Here is a 20,398-nt window from a genome sequence, read left to right as displayed (position 1 = left end):
AGCAGTACGTGTACGAGGAGGCCAGCTGAAGATGGCACGGCGATACGACACCAACGACGCGACCGACCGTGTGACCGGTCTGCGCGAGGCAGCGTCCGCCGTCCGCCGAGGCGAGCTCGTGGTGCTGCCGACGGACACCGTGTACGGCATCGGCGCGGACGCGTTCTCCTCGGAGGCGGTGGCCGACCTGCTGGCCGCCAAGGGCCGGGGCCGCAACATGCCCACGCCCGTCCTCATCGGCTCCCCGAACACCCTGCACGGCCTCGTCACGGACTTCTCCGAGCTGGCCTGGGAGCTGGTCGACGCCTTCTGGCCCGGCGCCCTGACGCTCGTCGCCCGGCACCAGCCGTCGCTGCAGTGGGACCTCGGGGACACCCGGGGCACGGTCGCCGTGCGCATGCCGCTGCACCCGGTCGCCATCGAGCTGCTCACCGAGGTCGGCCCCATGGCCGTGTCGTCGGCGAACCTCACCGGCCACCCGGCGCCGGAGGACTGCGACGCCGCGCAGCAGATGCTCGGCGACTCCGTCTCCGTCTACCTCGACGGCGGCCCGACCCCCGGCAACGTCCCGTCGTCCATCGTCGACGTCACCCGCGAGGTCCCGCTGCTGCTGCGCGCCGGCGCCCTCTCGGCGGACGAGCTGCGCAAGGTGGTACCCGACCTCGAGGTGGCGAATTGACGTCCCCCGGAACGGGGCGCGGCATAGGCAACGGGGAAAGCGCGGCGGAGATCACGACGACCTTCGTGGGACTCCCGCGCGACAGCTTCCGCATCCTTCACGTCAGCACCGGCAACGTGTGCCGCTCACCCATCACCGAGCGGCTGACCCGCCATTTCGTCGAGGAGCGGCTGGGCGTGCTCGGCGGCGGGCTCATCGTGGAGAGCGCGGGCACCTGGGGTCACGAGGGCGCGCCCATGGAGGCCCACGCGGAGACCGTCCTCGCCGACTTCGGTGCGGACGCCTCCGGCTTCACCGGGCGCGAGCTCCTCGACGAGCACGTGATCCGCGCCGACCTGGTGCTGACCGCCACCCGGGACCACCGGGCCCAGGTCATCTCCATGGGACACTCGGCGGGCCTGCGCACCTTCACGCTCAAGGAGTTCACCCGCCTGGTGAAGGCCATCGACCCCGCGACCCTGCCCCCGCTGGAGGAGGGCGTGGTCACCCGCGCGCGTGCCCTGGTGCGTGCCGCGGCCGCGCTGCGCGGCTGGCTCCTGGCCCCGGACGCCGAGGCGGACGAGGTCTACGACCCGTACGGGGCGCCCCTGACGTTCTTCCGGTCCATCGGCGACGAGATACACCAGGCGCTCGACCCGGTCGTCACCGCCCTCACCGGCGTTCCCGCACGGACGTAGCGGCCGAGCGGCCCGGGGGCCCCGGGCCTACATTGGACGTACGTCACCCCGGCGCGTGAGCCGAAGGGGCGCGTCGGTCCTGAGAGGCCGAACGCGCGGAGGCCCGGAGGGCTGAGCACGATCGGCCTCTCAGGACCGACTCAGGCGCCCCGGAGGCGAACCGCCCAGAAAAGCGACGCCGCCCGGAGCCCACCATGACGGTCACCCCTGCCATCGAGGCCGACGTCCTGCGCCGTCAGGACCCCGAGCTCGCCGACCTCCTGCTCGCCGAGCGCCGGCGGCAGGCGACCACGCTCCAGCTGATCGCCGCGGAGAACTTCAGCTCACCGGCCGTCCTGGCCGCCCTCGGCTCACCGCTGGCCAACAAGTACGCCGAGGGCTACCCGGGTGCGCGTCACCACGGCGGCTGCGAGATCGCCGACGCCGCCGAGCGCCTCGCCGTCGACCGGGCCAGGGCCCTGTTCGGCGCCGACCACGCCAACGTCCAGCCCCACTCGGGCTCTTCGGCCGTCCTGGCCGCCTACGCGGCCCTGCTGCGCCCCGGGGACACCGTCCTGGCCCTCGGCCTGCCGCACGGCGGTCACCTCACGCACGGGTCGCCCGCCAACTTCTCGGGCCGCTGGTTCGACTTCGTCGGCTACGGCCTGGAGGCCGACTCGGGGCTGGTCGACCACGAGCAGGTGCGCGCCCTGGCCCGCACGCGCCGGCCCAAGGCGATCGTCTGCGGCTCCATCGCCTACCCCCGCCACTTCGACCACGCCTTCTTCCGCGAGGTCGCCGACGAGGTGGGCGCCTACCTCATCGCGGACGCCGCGCACCCGCTCGGGCTGGTGGCCGGGGGAGCGGCGCCGAACCCGGTGCCGTACGCGGACGTCGTGTGCGGGACCACGCACAAGGTGCTGCGCGGTCCGCGCGGCGGGCTGATCCTGTGCCGGGCGGACCTGGCCGAGCGGGTCGACCGGGCCGTGTTCCCCTTCACCCAGGGGGGCGCCCAGATGCACACCGTCGCGGCCAAGGCCGTCGCGTTCGGCGAGGCGGCAACACCGGCGTTCTCCGCGTACGCCCATCAGGTGGTGGCCAACGCGCGAGTGCTGGCCTCCCGGCTGGCCGCCGAGGGCCTGGCCGTCACCACCGGCGGCACGGACACCCACCTCATCACCGCCGACCCGGCCCCGCTCGGCGTCGACGGCCGCACCGCCCGGAGCCGCCTGGCCGCGGCCGGACTGGTCCTGGACTGCTGCGCGCTGCCGCACGGCGACGCCCGGGGGCTGCGCCTGGGCACGGCCGCCGTCACCACGCAGGGCATGGGGGAGGGGGAGATGACGCGGATCGCGCACCTGCTAGCGGCGGTGCTGAGGAACGTGACGGATCCCTCGACGGCCCGTGAAGAAGTGCGGGAGCTGGCCGGTGCATTCCCGCCGTATCCGCACTGAGCGGGGGTGGGCGTACCAGGCCGTGCGGCCGATCGTGCAACCATCGTCGCTACCCGGAAGTCCCCACTCATATGCGCGCATCGCTAGGGTGTGGGGCTGAGATGGCCAGCGAGACCTGTGGGGAAGCCCGTGCGTGAATACCTGCTGACGCTCTGCATCACGGCCGCGGTGACGTACCTGCTCACAGGGCCGGTGCGGAAGTTCGCGATCGTGGCGGGCGCGATGCCGGAGATCCGGGCACGTGACGTGCACCGGGAACCCACTCCGCGGCTCGGCGGGATCGCGATGTTCTTCGGCCTGTGCGCGGGCCTGCTGGTCGCCGACCACCTCACCAACCTCAACCAGGTCTTCGAGACGTCGAACGAACCCAGAGCGCTGCTGTCCGGCGCGGCCCTGATCTGGCTGATCGGTGTGCTGGACGACAAGTTCGAGATCGACGCCCTGATCAAGCTGGGCGGCCAGATGATCGCCGCGGGCGTGATGGTCGTGCAGGGTCTGACGATCCTGTGGCTGCCGATCCCGGGCGTCGGGTCCGTCGCGCTGACCCAGTGGCAGGGCACGCTGCTCACGGTCGCGCTGGTCGTCATCACGATCAACGCGGTCAACTTCGTGGACGGCCTGGACGGCCTCGCGGCCGGCATGGTCTGCATCGCGGCCACGGCGTTCTTCCTGTACGCCTACCGCATCTGGTACTCCTACGGCATCGAGGCCGCCGCCCCGGCCACGCTGTTCTCGGCGATCCTGATGGGCATGTGCCTGGGCTTCCTGCCGCACAACATGCACCCGGCGCGGATCTTCATGGGCGATTCGGGCTCCATGCTGATCGGCCTGGTCCTGGCGGCCGGTGCGATCTCCGTCACGGGGCAGGTCGACCCGGACGCGCTCAACCTGTATGTGGGGTCGGAGAAGGAGGCCGTGCACCAGACGGTCCCCGTCTACATCCCGCTGCTGCTGCCGCTGACGATCATCGCGGTGCCGGCCGCCGACCTGATCCTGGCGATCGTGCGCCGGACCTGGCGCGGGCAGTCGCCGTTCGCCGCCGACCGCGGGCACCTGCACCACCGGCTGCTGGAGATCGGCCACTCGCACAGCCGGGCGGTGCTGATCATGTACTTCTGGTCCGCGCTGATCGCCTTCGGCGCCCTGGCCTACTCGGTCAACTCGGCGTCCATGTGGATCGTGCTGGGTGTGGTCTTCCTCAGCGCAATCGGGCTGATCCTGCTCCTGCTGCCGCGCTTCACGCCGCGCACGCCGCGCTGGATGGAGCGGTTCGTGCCGCCGCGCTACCGGCGCCGCGGGGCGGTGGCGGTCTTCTCGCACGGCGCCTCGTCACCGGCGCCGACGACCGACGGCCCCGCCTCCGCGGACCCGCAGGACCGCACCCCGGTGGCCTCCGGAGTGTCCGGCGCCAACGGCGCGACGGCCCTGAGCGCCCGTACGCGTCCGGCCGACCGGGGCAAGGCCGGGACAAGGTAAGAATCTGACTAGAGCATTGCCAAGTCGTGGGATGGTGATGGGTGATCAAAGGGCCCAATACCAGACAAGCCGACGCTGTTCGCGCTCAGACGCGCGTGTTCACTCTCATGTGTGACTGTACGCACACCTTCAGGTAAAGACTGCATCAAATAGTTTGTGATACGGTTCACGAGAACCCCCGGATAGAGCCGAAGGACCGCAGTGCGACGGTCTCTCGGCGTGAGGTCTCCACTCAGCCCGGGACTACGCTCGTCCATGACGACACCCCTGCCCCCTGCGAAAGCGGAGTTGCCGCCATGCCGTCCAATGACGTCCGGATCCTGGCCCAGGCTGCCGTGCCCACGGCTGCTGTCGGTGCCGTTGCCGCCGTCATCAGTGGCGTGGTGGCCGGCGGCAAGGGTGCGGTCGGAGCGGCGATCGCCACGCTCGTCGTGATCCTCTTCATGGGGATCGGCCTTTATGTCCTGCAGCGCACCGCCAAATCGCTTCCGCACCTGTTCCAGGCGATGGGCCTGATGCTCTACGCGGCGCAGATCCTTCTGTTGTTCGTCTTCGTCGCCGCGTTCAAGAACACGACGCTGTTCAACCCCAAGGCCTTCGCCATCACGCTGGTCGTCGGCACCCTCGCCTGGATCGCCGCTCAGACACGTGCCCACATGAAGGCCAAGATCCTTTACGTCGAGCCCGATTCGACGACGGGCGACAAGCCCGAAAAGTCGGAGCACTCCTCGTGAGGGATAGGGCCGGGATAAAGAGGCGTGAGATCTCCTGCTATCGTCCGGTGCCAACTGCGGCATCGCGGGCGCGGGCATCCGAGCTGACGCCTGCGCCATCGCGAGGCGAGATGCCCCCCAGCCGCCCCCACATCCGTAACACCAGTCCCGTGCCGAACCGCGGCCCTGCGCCGCGCCGACACAACGAGGTTGCCGTACCCATGCGTCATGCCGAAGGAGCCCGTGGTGAGTGCTGACCAGACCCAGCTCGCCTTTGACTGGAGCTGTCGGATCATGTCCGACAACGGGTGTGGTTTTCCGGCTCCGGGCCTGCACTCGTTCCTCTTCAAGCCGATTGGCACGATCGGGGGGTACGAGTTCAACAAGGTGATGCTGCTCGCCATCATCACCACCATCCTTGTCATCGGCTTCTTCTGGGCGGCCTTCGGCAAGGCCAAGGTGGTGCCGGGCAAGCTGCAGATGGTCGGTGAGGCCGGCTACGACTTCGTCCGCCGCGGCATCGTCTACGAGACCCTCGGCAAGAAGGAGGGCGAGAAGTACGTCCCCCTGATGGTCTCGCTGTTCTTCTTCATCTGGATCATGAACATCTGGTCCGTGATCCCCCTGGCGCAGTTCCCGGTGTCGTCGATCATCGCCTACCCGGCCGTCCTGGCCGCCGTGGTGTACGTGACGTGGGTGGGCCTGACCTTCAAGCGGCACGGCTTCGTCGGCTTCTTCAAGAACGTCACCGGCTACGACAAGTCGCTCGGCCCGGTGCTGCCGCTGGTCATGGTCATCGAGTTCTTCTCGAACCTGCTCGTCCGCCCGTTCACGCACGCGGTGCGACTCTTCGCCAACATGTTCGCCGGCCACCTGATGCTGGTCATGTTCACCGTGGCGTCCTGGTACCTGCTGAACAGCTGGATGATCCCTGCGGCCGGTGTCTCCTTCGTCATGGCCACGGTCATGATCGTCTTCGAACTTTTCGTGCAGGCCGTCCAGGCGTACGTCTTCGTGCTCCTCGCCTGCACCTACGTCCAGGGCGCTCTCGCCGAGCATCACTGAGCCCCGACCACTCTCAGCCCCCAGAACGTCCGGTGGCCAACCCCCATCGGTCCTGAAAGAGAAGGAAGATTCAGCATGGCTGCCCTTGAGACCCTCGCCGCTGTCGAAGGCAACCTCGGCTCCATCGGCTACGGCCTTGCCGCCATCGGCCCCGGCGTCGGCGTCGGCATCATCTTCGGTAACGGCACCCAGGCCCTGGCCCGCCAGCCCGAGGCGGCCGGTCTGATCCGTGCCAACCAGATCCTCGGTTTCGCGTTCTGTGAGGCGCTCGCCCTCATCGGCATCGTCATGCCGTTCGTCTACTAAAGACGACCGGACGAACGAAACCTTTCAACGGAAGGCACTGATGTGATCGCCAACCTGGTGCAGCTGGCGGCCGAGGAGAAGCAGAACCCGCTTATTCCTCCGGGCCCCGAGCTGCTCGTCGGCACCATCGCCTTCGCCATCGTGTTCTTCTTCTTCTGGAAGAAGCTGCTTCCGAACATCAACAAGGTTCTGGAGGAGCGCCGCGCGGCGATCGAAGGCGGTATCGAAGAGGCCGAGACCATGAAGGTCGAGGCCCAGAGCGTCCTTGAGCAGTACAAGGCACAGCTCGCCGAGGCCCGGCACGAGGCCGCGCGTCTGCGCCAGGAGGCGCAGGAGCAGGGTGCCGCCCTCATCGCCGAGATGCGGGCCGAGGGCCAGCGGCAGCGCGAGGAGATCGTCGCCGCCGGTCACGCCCAGATCGAGGCCGACCGCAAGGCCGCCGCGTCCGCGCTGCGCCAGGACGTCGGCAAGCTCGCCACCGACCTGGCCGGCAAGCTCGTCGGCGAGTCCCTCGAGGACCACGCCCGGCAGAGCCGCGTCATCGACCGGTTCCTCGACGAGCTCGAGGAGAAGGCCGAGGCCGGGCGATGAACGGAGCGAGCCGCGAGGCCCTGGCAGCCGCACGAGAGCGTCTGGACGCGCTGACGGACTCCACGTCCGTGAACGCGGGCTCGCTCGCCGACGAGCTGGCCGCCGTCACCGCGCTGCTCGACCGCGAGGTGTCGCTGCGTCGGGTCCTGACCGACCCGGCGCAGGAGGGTCAGGCCAAGGCCGAGCTGGCGCAGCGCCTGCTCGGCACCCAGGTCAGCGGCCCGGCCGCCGACCTGGTGGCCGGCATGGTGCGCTCCCGCTGGTCGCGTTCGCGCGACCTGGTGGACGCGCTGGAGGAGCTGGCCAACACGGCCGACCTCACCGCCGCCCAGCAGGCCGGCAAGCTCGACGACGTCGAGGACGAGCTGTTCCGGTTCGGCCGGATCGTCTCCGGCAGCACCGAGCTGCGTGCCGCGCTGACCGACCGCAAGGCCACCACCTCGGCCAAGAGCGAGCTGCTGCGCGGCCTCCTCGGCGGCCGGGCGCAGTCGGCCACCGAGCGTCTGGTCACGCGCCTCGTGACCGCGCCGCGTGGACGTAGCCTGGAGACGGGACTGGAGTCCCTGTCCAAGCTCGCCGCCGGACGCCGGGAGCGCATGGTCGCCATCGTGACCTCGGCGGTTCCGCTGAGCGACCCGCAGAAGCAGCGCCTGGGTGCCGCCCTCGCGAAGCTCTACGGCCGCCAGATGCACCTCAACCTGGACGTGGACCCCGAGGTCCTCGGCGGGATCCGGGTGCAGGTCGGCGACGAGGTGATCAACGGCTCCCTCGCGGACCGCATCGAGGACGCCAGCCGCCGGCTCGCCGGCTGAGCAGCAACTCAATAGGCACAACGTACTTACGACGGCCCTGGTTGGGCCGTGCAGAAGAATCCTGGGGGTCGCCCCCAGACCCCCTAAGAAACTTCGGGCCCAACAAGGAGAGCAGGGAACCCAGATGGCGGAGCTCACGATCCGGCCGGAGGAGATCCGGGACGCGCTGGAGAACTTCGTCCAGGCGTACAAGCCGGACGCGGCCTCGCGCGAGGAGGTCGGTACGGTCACCTTTGCCGGCGACGGCATCGCGAAGGTCGAGGGCCTGCCCTCGACCATGGCCAACGAGCTGCTGAAGTTCGAGGACGGCACCCTCGGCCTCGCCCTCAACCTCGAGGAGCGCGAGATCGGTGCCATCGTCCTCGGCGAGTTCAGCGGCGTCGAGGAGGGTCAGCCGGTCTCCCGCACCGGTGAGGTTCTCTCCGTCGCGGTGGGCGAGGGCTACCTCGGCCGCGTGGTGGACCCCCTCGGCAACCCGATCGACGGCCTCGGCGAGATCGCGACCGAAGACCGTCGCGCCCTGGAGCTGCAGGCCCCGGGCGTCATGGTCCGCAAGTCGGTGCACGAGCCGATGGAGACGGGCTACAAGGCCGTCGACGCGATGACCCCGATCGGCCGCGGCCAGCGCCAGCTGATCATCGGTGACCGCCAGACCGGCAAGACCGCTCTGGCCGTCGACACCATCATCAACCAGCGTGACAACTGGCGTACCGGCGACCCGAACAAGCAGGTCCGCTGCATCTACGTCGCCATCGGCCAGAAGGGCTCCACCATCGCCGGCGTGCGCGGCGCTCTGGAGGAGGCCGGCGCGCTGGAGTACACGACCATCGTCGCCGCCCCGGCGTCCGACCCGGCCGGCTTCAAGTACCTGGCGCCGTACACCGGTTCGGCCATCGGCCAGCACTGGATGTACCAGGGCAAGCACGTCCTGATCATCTTCGACGACCTGTCGAAGCAGGCCGACGCCTACCGCGCCGTGTCGCTGCTGCTGCGCCGCCCGCCGGGCCGTGAGGCCTACCCGGGTGACGTCTTCTACCTGCACTCCCGCCTGCTGGAGCGCTGCGCCAAGCTCTCCGACGAGATGGGCGCGGGTTCGATGACCGGTCTGCCGATCGTCGAGACCAAGGCCAACGACGTCTCGGCGTTCATCCCGACCAACGTCATCTCCATCACCGACGGCCAGTGCTTCCTGGAGTCGGACCTGTTCAACGCCGGTCAGCGCCCCGCGCTGAACGTCGGTATCTCCGTCTCCCGAGTCGGTGGTTCCGCGCAGCACAAGGCGATGAAGCAGGTCTCCGGCCGACTGCGCGTGGACCTCGCCCAGTTCCGTGAGCTGGAGGCGTTCGCCGCCTTCGGTTCCGACCTGGACGCCGCGTCCAAGGCCTCGCTCGAGCGCGGTCAGCGCATGGTCGAGCTGCTGAAGCAGCCGCAGTACCAGCCGATGGCCACCGAGGACCAGGTCGTCTCCGTCTGGGCCGGCACCACCGGCAAGATGGACGACGTCCCCGTCGCCGACATCCGCCGCTTCGAGTCGGAGCTCCTGGACTACCTGCACCGCAAGGAGCAGGGTCTGATGACCTCCATCCGCGAGGGCGGCAAGATGTCCGACGACACCCTGCAGGCCGTGGCGGACGCCATCGCGGAGTTCAAGAAGCAGTTCGAGACCTCCGACGGCAAGCTGCTCGGCGAGGACGCCCCGGCTGCCGGCAAGTGACGACGGAAGGGACCTGACTCATGGGAGCCCAGCTCCGGGTCTACAAGCGTCGCATCCGATCCGTCTCCGCGACCAAGAAGATCACCAAGGCGATGGAGATGATCGCCGCCTCGCGCGTCGTCAAGGCGCAGCGCAAGGTGGCGGCCTCCACCCCGTACGCGACCGAGCTCACCCGCGCGGTCACGGCGGTCGCCACCGGCTCTAACACCAAGCACCCGCTGACGACGGAGGCGGAGAACCCGACCCGTGCCGCGGTCCTGCTCCTCACGAGCGACCGCGGTCTGGCCGGCGCCTTCAACGCCAACGCCATCAAGGCGGCGGAGAGGCTGACGGCGAAGCTGGAGTCGGAGGGCAAGGAGGTCGTCAACTACATCGTCGGCCGCCGCGGTGTCGCCCACTACAACTTCCGCGAGCGCAAGATCGCGGAGACGTTCACGGGCTTCACCGACGAGCCGTCGTACGCGGACGCCAAGAAGGTCGCGGCCCCGCTGATCGAGGCCATCGAGACGGAGACGGCCGAGGGCGGCGTGGACGAGCTCCACATCGTCTACACCGAGTTCGTGTCGATGATGACGCAGACGGCGATCGAGGACCGGCTGCTGCCGCTCAGCCTCGACGAAGTGGCGGCGGAGGCCAAGCCCAAGGGCGAGATCCTCCCGCTGTTCGACTTCGAGCCCTCGGCGGAGGACGTCCTGGACGCCCTGCTGCCGCGCTACGTGGAGAGCCGCATCTACAACGCGCTGCTCCAGTCGGCCGCCTCCAAGCACGCCGCCACGCGGCGCGCGATGAAGTCGGCCACCGACAACGCCGGCGAGCTCATCGAGACGCTCACCCGGCTTGCCAACCAGGCCCGCCAGGCCGAAATCACCCAGGAAATCAGCGAGATCGTCGGTGGCGCCAGTGCCCTGGCCGACGCGACCGCGGGGAGTGACTGACAAATGACCACCACTGTTGAGCCGACCGCTCCTGCTGGCGTGGCCACTGGCCGCGTCGCGCGGGTCATCGGCCCGGTCGTCGACGTGGAGTTCCCCGTCGACGCGATGCCGGAGATCTACAACGCCCTGCACGTCGAGGTCGCCGACCCGGCGCTCGCGGGCGAGAAGAAGACGCTGACCCTGGAGGTCGCGCAGCACCTGGGCGACGGCCTGGTCCGCGCGATCTCGATGCAGCCCACCGACGGTCTGGTCCGCCAGGCCCCGGTGACCGATACCGGTGCGGGCATCACCGTCCCCGTCGGCGACTTCACCAAGGGCAAGGTGTTCAACACCCTCGGTGAGGTGCTGAACAGCGACGAGGTCCACACGGGCGAGCGCTGGTCCATCCACCGCAAGGCCCCCGCGTTCGACCAGCTCGAGTCGAAGACCGAGATGTTCGAGACGGGCCTGAAGGTCGTCGACCTGCTGACCCCGTACGTCAAGGGCGGCAAGATCGGTCTGTTCGGTGGCGCCGGTGTCGGCAAGACCGTGCTGATCCAGGAAATGATCATGCGTGTCGCCAACCTCCACGAGGGCGTCTCCGTCTTCGCGGGCGTCGGCGAGCGCACCCGTGAGGGCAACGACCTCATCGCGGAGATGGAAGAGTCCGGCGTTCTGGACAAGACCGCTCTGGTCTTCGGCCAGATGGACGAGCCCCCGGGCACCCGTCTGCGCGTGGCCCTGGCCGGTCTGACGATGGCGGAGTACTTCCGCGACGTCCAGAAGCAGGACGTGCTGTTCTTCATCGACAACATCTTCCGCTTCACCCAGGCCGGTTCCGAGGTGTCGACCCTGCTCGGCCGTATGCCCTCCGCGGTGGGCTACCAGCCGAACCTGGCCGACGAGATGGGTCTCCTGCAGGAGCGCATCACCTCGACCCGTGGTCACTCGATCACCTCGATGCAGGCGATCTACGTCCCCGCGGACGACCTGACCGACCCGGCCCCGGCCACCACCTTCGCCCACCTCGACGCGACGACGGTGCTGTCCCGTCCGATCTCCGAGAAGGGCATCTACCCGGCCGTGGACCCGCTGGACTCGACGTCCCGCATCCTCGACCCGCGGTACATCTCGGCGGATCACTACAACGCCGCGATGCGCGTGAAGAACATCCTGCAGAAGTACAAGGACCTGCAGGACATCATCGCGATCCTCGGTATCGACGAGCTCGGCGAGGAGGACAAGCTCGTCGTCCACCGTGCCCGTCGCGTGGAGCGCTTCCTGTCCCAGAACACCCACGCCGCCAAGCAGTTCACCGGCGTGGACGGTTCGGACGTGCCGCTGGACGAGTCGATCGCCGCGTTCAACGCGATCTGCGACGGCGAGTACGACCACTTCCCGGAGCAGGCGTTCTTCATGTGCGGTGGTCTCGAGGACCTGAAGAAGAACGCGAAGGAGCTCGGCGTCTCCTGAGCCTCGCGCTCGATGTGAGCCTCGTGCTCACAGCCGGAGGGGGCGGGGAACGTCCCGCCCCCTTCGTCACGCCCATTAGACTTGTAACCAACACCCGGCACTCCCGCCGGGTGGTGACCCGAGGAGCCACCCTTGGCTGCTGAGCTGCACGTCGCGCTGGTCGCGGCCGACCGTGAGGTCTGGTCCGGCCAGGCCACCCTGGTCGTCGCGCGCACCACGTCCGGCGACATCGGCGTCATGCCCGGTCACCAGCCGCTGCTCGGTGTGCTGGAGTCGGGCCCGGTGACCATCCGCACGAGCGAGGGCGGGACGGTCGTCGCCGCGGTCCACGGCGGGTTCATCTCGTTCGCGGACGACAAGCTCTCGTTGCTGGCCGAAGTCGCCGAGCTGTCGGACGAGATCGATGTCCAGCGGGCCGAGCAGGAGCTGGAGCGCGCGAAGGCGGAGGACGACGCGGAGGCCCGGCGCCGCGCGGACGTCCGTCTGCGGGCTGCCACGGCGGCGCGCTGACCGCGCTCGCCGTGTGATGACGTCACTCAGCCGCGGCTGGGTACCGGAGAGATCCGGACCCGGCCGCGGCTGAGGCGGATGTGGGTGTTTTTACGTTCCGTTACCTAGGAGACGAGGAGGTCGGTGTCGATGGTCCTCGCTCTGACTGTGTGCGGAATCGTGGTGGCCCTCGTGGTGGTGGGCCTGTTCGTCTTCGGTCTGCGCCGCCGGCTGATCCAGCGCTCGGGCGGCACCTTCGACGCCAGTCTGCGCTGGGACGCCCCCGCCGGGGGTGACAGCAACGGCAAGGGCTGGGCGTACGGAGTGGCCCGGTACAACGGCGACCGCGTCGAGTGGTACCGGGTCTTCTCGTACTCGCCGCGTCCGCGCCGCATCCTGGAGCGGTCCGCGATCGAGGTCGCCGGCCGCCGGCTCCCGGAGGGCGAGGAGGAGCTGGCGCTGCTCTCCGACCACGTGATCCTGGCCTGTCTGCACCGGGGCACGCGCCTGGAACTCGCGATGAGCGAAGACGCGCTGACCGGTTTCCTCGCGTGGCTCGAGGCAGCCCCGCCCGGACAGCGGGTGAACGTGGCGTAGCCACGTCCACCCGCTGGGTGGGGCTCTCCCCCGGACGAAGTCCGGGGGAGAGCGTCAATGTCGCCCAGGGTCTACGACCCCTCGAACGTTTCTCCGGTCCGGCCTACTTCAGGCCGCTGTCGATGGCGGTCGCCAGTTCTCCGTTGGCGGTGTCGCCGCTGAACTCCCAGAAGAACGCGCCGCCCAGGCCCTGGTTCTTGGCCCAGCTCATCTTGCCGGCGATGGTCGACGGGGTGTCGTACGACCACCAGTTGCTGCCGCAGTGGGCGTACGCCGTGCCGGCGATGGTGCCGGTCACCGGGCAGGAGTTCTTGAGGATCTTGTAGTCCTCGATGCCGGCCTCGTACGTGCCCGGGGCCGCGCCGGTCGCCGAGCCGCCCGGGGCGGACTGGGTGACGCCGGTCCAGCCGCGGCCGTAGAAGCCGATGCCGAGCAGCAGCTTCTTGGCGGGGACGCCCTTCGCCTTGAGCTTGGCGATGGCGTCGGCCGAGTTGAAGCCGTCCTGCGGGATCCCCGGGTACGAGGTGAGCGGGGAGTGCGGGGCGGTCGGGCCGTCCTTGTCGAAGGCGCCGAAGTAGTCGTAGGTCATCACGTTGTACCAGTCGAGGTACTGGGCGGCGCCGCCGTAGTCGGCCGCGTCGATCTTGCCGCCGGAGGAGCCGTCGGCGGTGATGGCCGCGGTGACCAGGTAGTTCGGGCCGAACTCGTTGCGCAGGGCCTGGGAGAGGTTCTTGAAGGCCGCCGGACCGGACGTGTCGCAGGTCAGGCCGCAGGCGTTCGGGTACTCCCAGTCGATGTCGATGCCGTCGAAGACGTCGGCCCAGCGCGGGTCCTCCACGACGGCCTTGCAGGACTTGGCGAACGCGGCGGCGTTCTGCGCGGCCTGGCCGAAGCCGCCGGAGTAGGTCCAGCCGCCGAAGGAGTACAGCACCTTGATGTGCGGGTACTTGGCCTTCAGCTGACGCAGCTGGTTGAAGTTGCCGCGCAGCGGCTGGTCCCAGGTGTCGGCGGTGCCGCTGACGGACTGGTCGGCGGTGTACGCCTTGTCGTACGCGGCGTAGGTGTCGTCGACGGTGCACTGACCGTTCTTGACGTTGCCGAACGCGTAGTTGATGTGAGTGATCTTCGACGCGGTGCCCGACGTCACGAGGTTCTTGACGTGGTAGTTGCGGCCGTAGACGCCCCACTCGGTGAAGTAGCCGAGCTTGACCTTGTCGCCGGGCGGCGGCTCGGTGGTGCCGCCGGTGGTGCGGACCCGTACGGCGCCGCTGACCGGGCCGGTCTGGTCGGCGGTGTCACGTGCCTGGATGGAGTAGGAGTAGTCCGTGCCCTTGGTGAGGCCGGTGTCCGTGTACGAGGTCGTCGTGACCGTGGCGACCTTCGCGCCGTCGCGCAGGACGTCGTAGTTCTTGACGCCCTTGTCGTCGGTGGCGGCGGACCAGGTCAGCTTCACCGAGGTGTCGGTGATGCCGGAGGCGGTGGGCGTGCCGGGGGCGCTCGGCGCGCTGTCCCCGGGCTCGCCGGTGCTGCCGTCGCAACTGCCGCCGTTGAGCTTGCAGTTGGCGGGGGAGCCGGAGCCGGAGCCGTTGAAGCCGAAGGAGACGGTGGCGCCGGGAGCGAGGCTGCCGTTCCAGGACTTGTTCTTCGCGGTCCAGTGGGTGCCGGAGGAGGTGACGTCGGCGTCCCAGGAGGAGGTGACGGACGTGCCGGAGGGGAAGTCCCACTCGACGGTCCAGGAGCTGATGGTGGTGGTGCCGGTGTTCTTCACCGTCCACTTGCCCTCGAAGCCGGAGCCCCAGTCCTGGGTCTTGGCGTAGGTGGCGGTGGCGGACGTGGCCGCCTGGGCCGGGCTCGCCAGGCCGACGAGGCCGGCGAAGGGGAGCAACAGGGTCGCGAACCCTGCCGCGGCTCTGTGTCTGAAGCGCATGCTGCGCCTCCTCGATGGAGTTGTGGGGGGCGTGACTGAGCCTCACGCCACTCATGGTGCGGTGAGAATAGAAAGGTCTGGACCACCGGTCAATAGGTCTGGACCACCACGACCTGTGCCGATCCGTGCCGGATCAGATCCCCAACTCCTGCGCGAGCACCGCCGCTTGCACCCGACTGCGCAGCTCCAGCTTGGCCAGCAGGCGGCTGACGTGCGTCTTCACGGTCGCCTCGGCCATGTCGAGGCGCGCGGCGATGCCCGCGTTCGACAGGCCCTCACCGAGGCAGGACAGTACTTCGCGCTCGCGCCGGGTCAGCCGCTCCAGCACCGCCGGATCGGCCGTGGGCTCCCGGGCGGGCTTCGCGGCGAACTCCGCGATGAGCCGCCGGGTGACCGCGGGCGCGATCAGTCCCTCCCCGCGCGCGACGGTCCGCACCGCCTCCAGCAGGTCCCTGGCCTCGGTGTTCTTCAGCAGGAAACCGGAGGCGCCGGCGCGCAGCGCCCCGAAGACGTACTCGTCCAGGTCGAAGGTGGTCAGTACGAGCACGTCCGCGAGCCGGTCCGCGACGATCCGCCGGGTCGCCGACACCCCGTCCAGAAGCGGCATCTGAACGTCCATCAGCACCACGTCCGGCCGCAGCTCCCGGGCCAGTTCCACCGCCTGTTCGCCGTCCGCCGCCTCGCCGGCCACCTCGATGTCGGGGGCGCTGCGCAGGATGAGCACCAGGCCGGCGCGGACGGCGGACTGGTCCTCGGCGACCAGGACGCGGATCATGCGGTGTCTCCTTCGGCGGTGTCGCTGACGGGCAGAGTGGCGCGGACGGCCCAGATTCTGCCGTCCGGCGAGTCCTCGGGGCCGACCCGGAAGGTGCCGTCCAGCAGGGCGGCGCGTTCGCGCATGCCCACCAGGCCCGCGCCCGACCCGGGGGCGCCCGGCCCCGCCCGGTCGCCGTGGGGGCTGGTGACGGTGACGGCCAGCGACCCGTCGCACCTGGCCAGGCGGACGGTGACCCGGCCGGGGCCGGCGTGCTTGAGGGCGTTGGTCAGGGACTCCTGGACGATGCGGTAGGCGGCGAGTCCGACCGGTGCGGGGACGGTTCCGGGGGCCGCGTCCAGGTGGACGTCGAGACCGTTGGTGCGGGCGGTCTCGACCAGGGCGCCGAGTCCGTCCAGGGTGGGGGCGGCGACCGGTTCGGTGTCGCCGCTGGAGTCGCGGAGGATCCCGATGAGCCGCCGCATCTCCGCCAGCCCTTCGACACTGTTCTCGCGGATGACCACCAGAGCCTCCTGGGAGGTCCTGGGGTCCTGCAGGGACAGGGCGGCCGTGGAGTGGATGGCGATCGCGGAGAGGTGGTTGGCGACCATGTCGTGCAGTTCGCGGGCCATGCGGGCCCGCTCGGCGGTGACCGCCTGGGCGCGGTCCATCTCGGCGAGCAGGGCGGTCTGCTCGGCCCGCAGCCGGGCCGCGTCGGCGGCCTCGCGGTGGTTGCGCACGATCAGCCCGGTGGAGGCGGGCCCGAAGGCGACCAGGCCGGTGACCACGCCGATCAGCAGCGCCTCGGGCTCGCGCCAGAGCGCGAACGGCACGACCGCCCCGGCCACGGTGAGCAGCCCGGTGATCCGCGGGATCCGGTGCGCCGAGGCGGGGGGTCCGTACAGCACGGCCGCGTACATCAGGTCGGTGTACATCAGGATCGTCACCAGGTTGCCCTGGGTGACGGTGTCCAGGACGATCGCGGGCGTGCCGATCAGCAGGGCCGTGCGCGGGGCGGTCCGGCGCAGCAGCTCGCAGCCCGCCATGACGACCAGCGGCAGCAGGACCGGCCAGCGTCCCGGAAGCAGCACGTACGGCTCGGTGTGCGGCCGGATGCCCAGCCCGAGCCCCCACAGCAGCAGTCCGCCGAGCAGGCTGCCCAGCGCCAGGGAGACGTCGAAGCGGCTGGGGAGGGTCGGTCGTACGGCCATGTCCCCATCCAACACGGCCGCGTGGCGCGGCGCCTGATCCCCGCGGAGGGTCCCCGACTGCATCTTTCGATGTACCGCGGCTTCGTCAGTGGCGACGACGATTCCGGCCCTGGTGGCCGGGAGTCTGGAAGGGTGACCGAGAGGAGCGAACCGTGATCGTCGCCTTGATCGCCGCCTGTGAGATCGGCTTCTGGGTGCTGCTGGCGGCCGGACTGGCCTTCCGCTACCTGCTGCGCATGCCGCGTACGGGACTGGCCCTGCTGCTGTGCGAGCCACTGCTGGAGGTCGTCCTGCTGGTCGCCACCGCGGTGGACCTGAGGAACGGCGCGGACCCGAACTGGACGCACGGGCTGGCCGCGCTGTACATCGGCTACACCGTCGGCCACGGCCACCGCACGGTGAAGTGGCTGGACGGCCACGCGGCCCACCGGTTCGGCGGCGCCCCGCCGCCCCGCAGGCCGCCGCGGTACGGCATGGCCCGGGCCCGTCACGAGGGCAGGGTCTGGACGGGCACGCTGGTCGGCGCCGCCGTGGCGACCGGACTGCTGCAACTGGCCATCTGGTACGTCGGCGACCCGGCCCGCGTCACGTCCCTGGAGAGCTGGCGCTACGCCGCCTGGCGCGCCGCGGGCATCCACGGCCTGATCGCGCTGAGCTATGCGGTCTGGCCGCGGAGGGCTCCCGCGGGGGAGACCGGGGTGACGGCGGAGAAGGAGGGGGTGCGCCGATGAGCCGGGCGCGCGGGAACCTGCTGGAGGGTGCCGCCACCTTCGTGGCGGGCCTGGCACTGTGGCAGTTCGCCGGTGACGTGGAGGTGCCGCTGGTGACCCTCACGAAGGTGGGGGTGGTGATGATGGGCGTGGGCGCCGCGCAGGCCGTCGCGGGGGTGTGGCAGGGGGCGCGCCGGAGAGCCTGAGCGCCTCCTGCCGGCCGGCCCCGGGGTCCCCCGACCCCTCCCCGGCGCTTCTAGCGCTCCCCGCCCGGCACCCACAGGACGTCGCCGCGCTCCTTGTTCGCCGTCCTCGCGAGGATGAACAGGAGGTCGGAGAGGCGGTTGAGGTAGGTGGCGGTGAGGGGATTCATCGCGTCGCCGTGTGTTTCCAGGGCGGCCCAGGTGGAGCGCTCCGCCCGGCGGACCACCGTGCAGGCCTGGTGGAGCAGGGCCGCGCCGGGGGTGCCGCCGGGGAGGATGAAGGAGCGGAGCTTCTCCAGGCCCTCAAGGAACCGGTCGCAGTCCGCCTCCAGCTTGTCGATGTAGGACTGCTCGACCCGCAGCGGCGGGAACCCGGGGTTCTCCACCACCGGCGTCGACAGGTCCGCACCCACGTCGAACAGGTCGTTCTGCACGCGGGTGAGGACCTTGACGACCTCCTCGTCCAGACCGCCCAGCGCGATCGCCGTGCCGATCACGGCGTTCGCCTCGTTGGCGTCGGCGTACGCCGAGATCCGCAGGTCCGTTTTGGCGACCCGGCTCATGTCGCCGAGGGCGGTCGTGCCCTGGTCACCGGTCCTGGTGTAGATGCGCGTCAGATTGACCATGCGGCCAGCGTAGTTACGCTCCGGCGGATCGGAACCCGCCTGTGCCCACCGTCACGGACAGCGCGGTGCGACCGAGGGCCCCCAGGACGCCGTACAGCGTGTCGGCCGTGGCCCGGCCGCCGGCGTGGGTGTCCCGCACCGGGTCCACCGGGCCCCGGTCGGCCGACCGGCTCTCCCGTCGGGTGCGAGAGTCGAGGCCGCCCCCCGCGGATGGGCCGCATCGAGGGTCACGACCGCTTCCTGCGCTGCATCGACGGACGCCGCCGTTGCGCTCGCGGCTGTGGCGCATCCGGCAGGAGGTCCAGGAGGTCCAGGAGGACCTGGAGGCGACCCTGCGCGAGGAGACCCGGGCCGGTGCCGGCGACCCGCTGCCGGGGCTGATCGCCGGTCAGGTCGCCGGATCCACGGCGCCTTCTTCGCCTCGATCGGCCGCGAGACGTACCAGGGGCGCAACCCGGACGAAGTGTTCCGGGGCAGGCCCGGGTTCCTCGACGGCATCGAGGGCCTGTTGAGCGAGAAGGTGCTCAACTACGCCGTCCGGGGCGCCGTCTGACCCCTCCCGGTGTGATGTCCGTCATGTGAGACGTGACGCGCATTACTTACTGGTCACACGGGACCTCACGACCGCTAATGTCCGCCGGAGAGGCAGACATGAACAGCGCGTCAGGGGAGTCGCACAGTGGCACGGAAGCTCGCCGTCATCGGAGCCGGCCTCATGGGATCCGGCATCGCTCAGGTCTCCGCGCAGGCGGGCTGGGAGGTGGTCCTGCGTGACGTCACCGACGAGGCGCTCAAGCGCGGCACCGACGGCATCAAGGCGTCGTACGACAAGTTCGTCGCCAAGGGGAAGATGGAGGCGCACGACGCCGACGCCGCCCTGGCCCGCATCACTGCCACCACCGACCTGGACGCCGCCGCCGACGCGGACGTCGTCGTCGAGGCCGTGTTCGAGAAGCTCGAGGTCAAGCACGAGATCTTCCGCGCGCTCGACAAGATCGTGAAGGACGGGGCGATCCTCGCCTCCAACACCTCCGCCATCCCGATCACCAAGATCGCGGCCGCGACGGAGCGTCCCGAGCGGGTGGTCGGCACGCACTTCTTCTCGCCGGTGCCGATGATGCAGCTGTGCGAACTGGTCCGCGGCTACAAGACCAGCGACGAAACCCTCGCCACCGCGCGGGAGTTCGCCGAGTCGGTCGGCAAGACCTGCATCGTCGTCAACCGCGACGTCGCCGGGTTCGTCACGACCCGCCTCATCTGCGCCCTGGTCGTCGAGGCCGCCAAGCTGCAGGAGTCCGGCGTGGCCAGCGCCGAGGACATCGACCTCGCCTGCAAGCTGGGCTTCGGCCACGCCATGGGCCCGCTGGCCACGGCGGACCTGACGGGCGTCGACATCCTGCTGCACGCCACGAACAACATCTACACCGAGTCGCAGGACGAGAAGTTCGCCGCCCCGGAGTCGATGCGCCGGATGGTTGACGCCGGTGACATCGGCCGCAAGAGCGGGCAGGGCTTCTACAAGCACTGAAACCGCACACGCCCCGAGGGGATCACTCCTCGGGGTGAATTCGGTATCGGTTCGCTTACAAGAAGCAACCTCTGACTCCTCCACGCAGTCAGAGGTTGCATCACCCAGAACCAGAACGCGGAGCACGATTCGCACGCACCGGGAGCGCATATGTACATCAGGGGCGACCACGCCGAGCTGGTCGTCGGGGGCCGCCTCGACGTCCGCAGCGCGGCGGACGCCCGTACGGTTCTGCACTCGGCCGTCGACGACGGAGTCGGTGACCTCGTGCTCGACCTGTCCGAACTCGACTCCTGGGACGCCACCGGACTCGGCGTCATCATGGGGGCCCACCGGCGAGCCGGCCGCTGCGGCCGGCGCCTGGTGCTGCGAGGCGTGCCACCGCAGATGCAGCGCCTGCTCGTCGCCACCCGCCTGCACCGGATCCTCGCGATCGAGGGCGGCATCGGGGTGGAGACACTGCCCCGCGTGTGACGCCCCTCCGGGTGTGAACCGGGCGA

The 20,398-nt window shown here is 69.9% G+C and carries 22 protein-coding genes; 18 read left to right on the top strand and 4 right to left on the bottom strand.

Features of this window, described 5'->3' with window-relative positions; translation table 11 throughout:
- Positions 1-31 precede the first annotated feature (31 nt).
- From Q5694_RS17260 to Q5694_RS17195, 14 genes are all read left to right on the top strand, one after another.
- The gene (locus tag Q5694_RS17260) at positions 32-679 is read left to right on the top strand and encodes an L-threonylcarbamoyladenylate synthase (protein ID WP_333933956.1); all 648 of its coding nucleotides are present in this window, start codon (positions 32-34) and stop codon (positions 677-679) included.
- Complete coding sequence (locus Q5694_RS17255) at positions 676-1,356, top strand: arsenate reductase/protein-tyrosine-phosphatase family protein (RefSeq protein WP_333933955.1); 681 nt, start codon at positions 676-678, stop codon at positions 1,354-1,356. Before Q5694_RS17260 ends, Q5694_RS17255 begins: the two co-directional genes overlap by 4 nt.
- Before the next feature lie 194 nt (positions 1,357-1,550).
- Complete coding sequence (glyA, locus tag Q5694_RS17250) at positions 1,551-2,789, top strand: serine hydroxymethyltransferase (RefSeq protein WP_333933953.1); 1,239 nt, start codon at positions 1,551-1,553, stop codon at positions 2,787-2,789.
- Between the two features lie 129 nt (positions 2,790-2,918).
- Positions 2,919-4,265: an MraY family glycosyltransferase gene (locus Q5694_RS17245; RefSeq protein ID WP_333933951.1), complete on the top strand. Its 1,347-nt coding sequence runs from the start codon at positions 2,919-2,921 to the stop codon at positions 4,263-4,265.
- A 296-nt stretch (positions 4,266-4,561) separates the two neighbouring features.
- A complete protein-coding gene (locus Q5694_RS17240; RefSeq protein ID WP_333933949.1) occupies positions 4,562-4,999 on the top strand; it encodes a hypothetical protein in 438 nt (145 codons plus the stop codon).
- Positions 5,000-5,272: 273 nt separating this feature from the next.
- Positions 5,273-6,043, top strand: coding sequence for a F0F1 ATP synthase subunit A (gene atpB / locus Q5694_RS17235; protein ID WP_333934086.1), 771 nt, complete (start codon positions 5,273-5,275; stop codon positions 6,041-6,043).
- Positions 6,044-6,118: 75 nt separating this feature from the next.
- Entirely contained in the window at positions 6,119-6,349 is a 231-nt protein-coding gene (gene atpE / locus Q5694_RS17230) for an ATP synthase F0 subunit C (RefSeq protein WP_030049631.1), read from the top strand.
- Positions 6,350-6,391: 42 nt separating this feature from the next.
- A complete protein-coding gene (locus Q5694_RS17225) occupies positions 6,392-6,940 on the top strand; it encodes a F0F1 ATP synthase subunit B (RefSeq protein WP_309097134.1) in 549 nt (182 codons plus the stop codon).
- On the top strand, positions 6,937-7,752 hold the full coding sequence (locus Q5694_RS17220; RefSeq protein ID WP_333933948.1) for a F0F1 ATP synthase subunit delta: 816 nt from the start codon (positions 6,937-6,939) through the stop codon (positions 7,750-7,752). The genes Q5694_RS17225 and Q5694_RS17220 overlap by 4 nt, the downstream gene beginning before the upstream one ends.
- A 124-nt stretch (positions 7,753-7,876) precedes the next feature.
- Positions 7,877-9,466 (top strand): F0F1 ATP synthase subunit alpha, encoded by a 1,590-nt coding sequence (gene atpA / locus Q5694_RS17215; protein ID WP_333933947.1) that lies wholly within the window; start codon positions 7,877-7,879, stop codon positions 9,464-9,466.
- 20 nt (positions 9,467-9,486) lie between these two features.
- The gene (locus tag Q5694_RS17210) at positions 9,487-10,401 is read left to right on the top strand and encodes a F0F1 ATP synthase subunit gamma (protein ID WP_333933946.1); all 915 of its coding nucleotides are present in this window, start codon (positions 9,487-9,489) and stop codon (positions 10,399-10,401) included.
- 3 nt (positions 10,402-10,404) lie between these two features.
- On the top strand, positions 10,405-11,853 hold the full coding sequence (gene atpD / locus Q5694_RS17205; protein WP_333933945.1) for a F0F1 ATP synthase subunit beta: 1,449 nt from the start codon (positions 10,405-10,407) through the stop codon (positions 11,851-11,853).
- A gap of 132 nt (positions 11,854-11,985) precedes the next feature.
- The gene (locus tag Q5694_RS17200; RefSeq protein ID WP_102908178.1) at positions 11,986-12,363 is read left to right on the top strand and encodes a F0F1 ATP synthase subunit epsilon; all 378 of its coding nucleotides are present in this window, start codon (positions 11,986-11,988) and stop codon (positions 12,361-12,363) included.
- A 129-nt stretch (positions 12,364-12,492) separates the two neighbouring features.
- The gene (locus Q5694_RS17195; RefSeq protein WP_333933944.1) at positions 12,493-12,939 is read left to right on the top strand and encodes a DUF2550 domain-containing protein; all 447 of its coding nucleotides are present in this window, start codon (positions 12,493-12,495) and stop codon (positions 12,937-12,939) included.
- Positions 12,940-13,042: 103 nt separating this feature from the next.
- Here the strand turns inward: Q5694_RS17195 and Q5694_RS17190 are convergent, their stop codons facing one another.
- The 3 genes from Q5694_RS17190 to Q5694_RS17180 form a co-directional block, all read right to left on the bottom strand.
- Positions 13,043-14,866: a glycoside hydrolase family 18 chitinase gene (locus Q5694_RS17190; RefSeq protein WP_333933943.1), complete on the bottom strand. Its 1,824-nt coding sequence runs from the start codon at positions 14,864-14,866 to the stop codon at positions 13,043-13,045.
- Positions 14,867-14,999: 133 nt separating this feature from the next.
- Positions 15,000-15,641, bottom strand: a complete 642-nt coding sequence (locus Q5694_RS17185; protein WP_333933942.1) for a response regulator transcription factor — start codon at positions 15,639-15,641, stop codon at positions 15,000-15,002.
- Positions 15,638-16,831 carry a sensor histidine kinase gene (locus Q5694_RS17180; RefSeq protein WP_333933940.1) on the bottom strand — a complete coding sequence of 398 codons (1,194 nt, stop codon included), beginning with the start codon at positions 16,829-16,831 and terminating at the stop codon, positions 15,638-15,640. Before Q5694_RS17180 ends, Q5694_RS17185 begins: the two co-directional genes overlap by 4 nt.
- Before the next feature lie 152 nt (positions 16,832-16,983).
- Between Q5694_RS17180 and Q5694_RS17175 the strand changes: the two genes are divergently transcribed.
- Both Q5694_RS17175 and Q5694_RS17170 read left to right on the top strand, forming a co-directional pair.
- Positions 16,984-17,562, top strand: coding sequence for a hypothetical protein (locus Q5694_RS17175; protein WP_333933939.1), 579 nt, complete (start codon positions 16,984-16,986; stop codon positions 17,560-17,562).
- Entirely contained in the window at positions 17,559-17,747 is a 189-nt protein-coding gene (locus tag Q5694_RS17170; protein WP_333933938.1) for a DUF5708 family protein, read from the top strand. Before Q5694_RS17175 ends, Q5694_RS17170 begins: the two co-directional genes overlap by 4 nt.
- Before the next feature lie 50 nt (positions 17,748-17,797).
- On the opposite strand, the gene Q5694_RS17165 is transcribed toward Q5694_RS17170, so the two are convergent.
- Positions 17,798-18,370, bottom strand: coding sequence for a cob(I)yrinic acid a,c-diamide adenosyltransferase (locus Q5694_RS17165; protein ID WP_333933937.1), 573 nt, complete (start codon positions 18,368-18,370; stop codon positions 17,798-17,800).
- Between the two features lie 679 nt (positions 18,371-19,049).
- On the opposite strand from Q5694_RS17165, the gene Q5694_RS17160 reads away from it, so the two are divergent.
- Positions 19,050-19,898, top strand: coding sequence for a 3-hydroxyacyl-CoA dehydrogenase family protein (locus Q5694_RS17160; RefSeq protein ID WP_333933936.1), 849 nt, complete (start codon positions 19,050-19,052; stop codon positions 19,896-19,898).
- 150 nt (positions 19,899-20,048) lie between these two features.
- A complete protein-coding gene (locus Q5694_RS17155; RefSeq protein ID WP_030246483.1) occupies positions 20,049-20,372 on the top strand; it encodes an STAS domain-containing protein in 324 nt (107 codons plus the stop codon).
- Positions 20,373-20,398: the final 26 nt, after the last annotated feature.

The organism is Streptomyces sp. AHA2, assembly GCF_036857595.1.
Lineage (GTDB): Bacteria > Actinomycetota > Actinomycetes > Streptomycetales > Streptomycetaceae > Streptomyces.
This window is presented reverse-complemented; position numbering and strand designations above follow the sequence as displayed.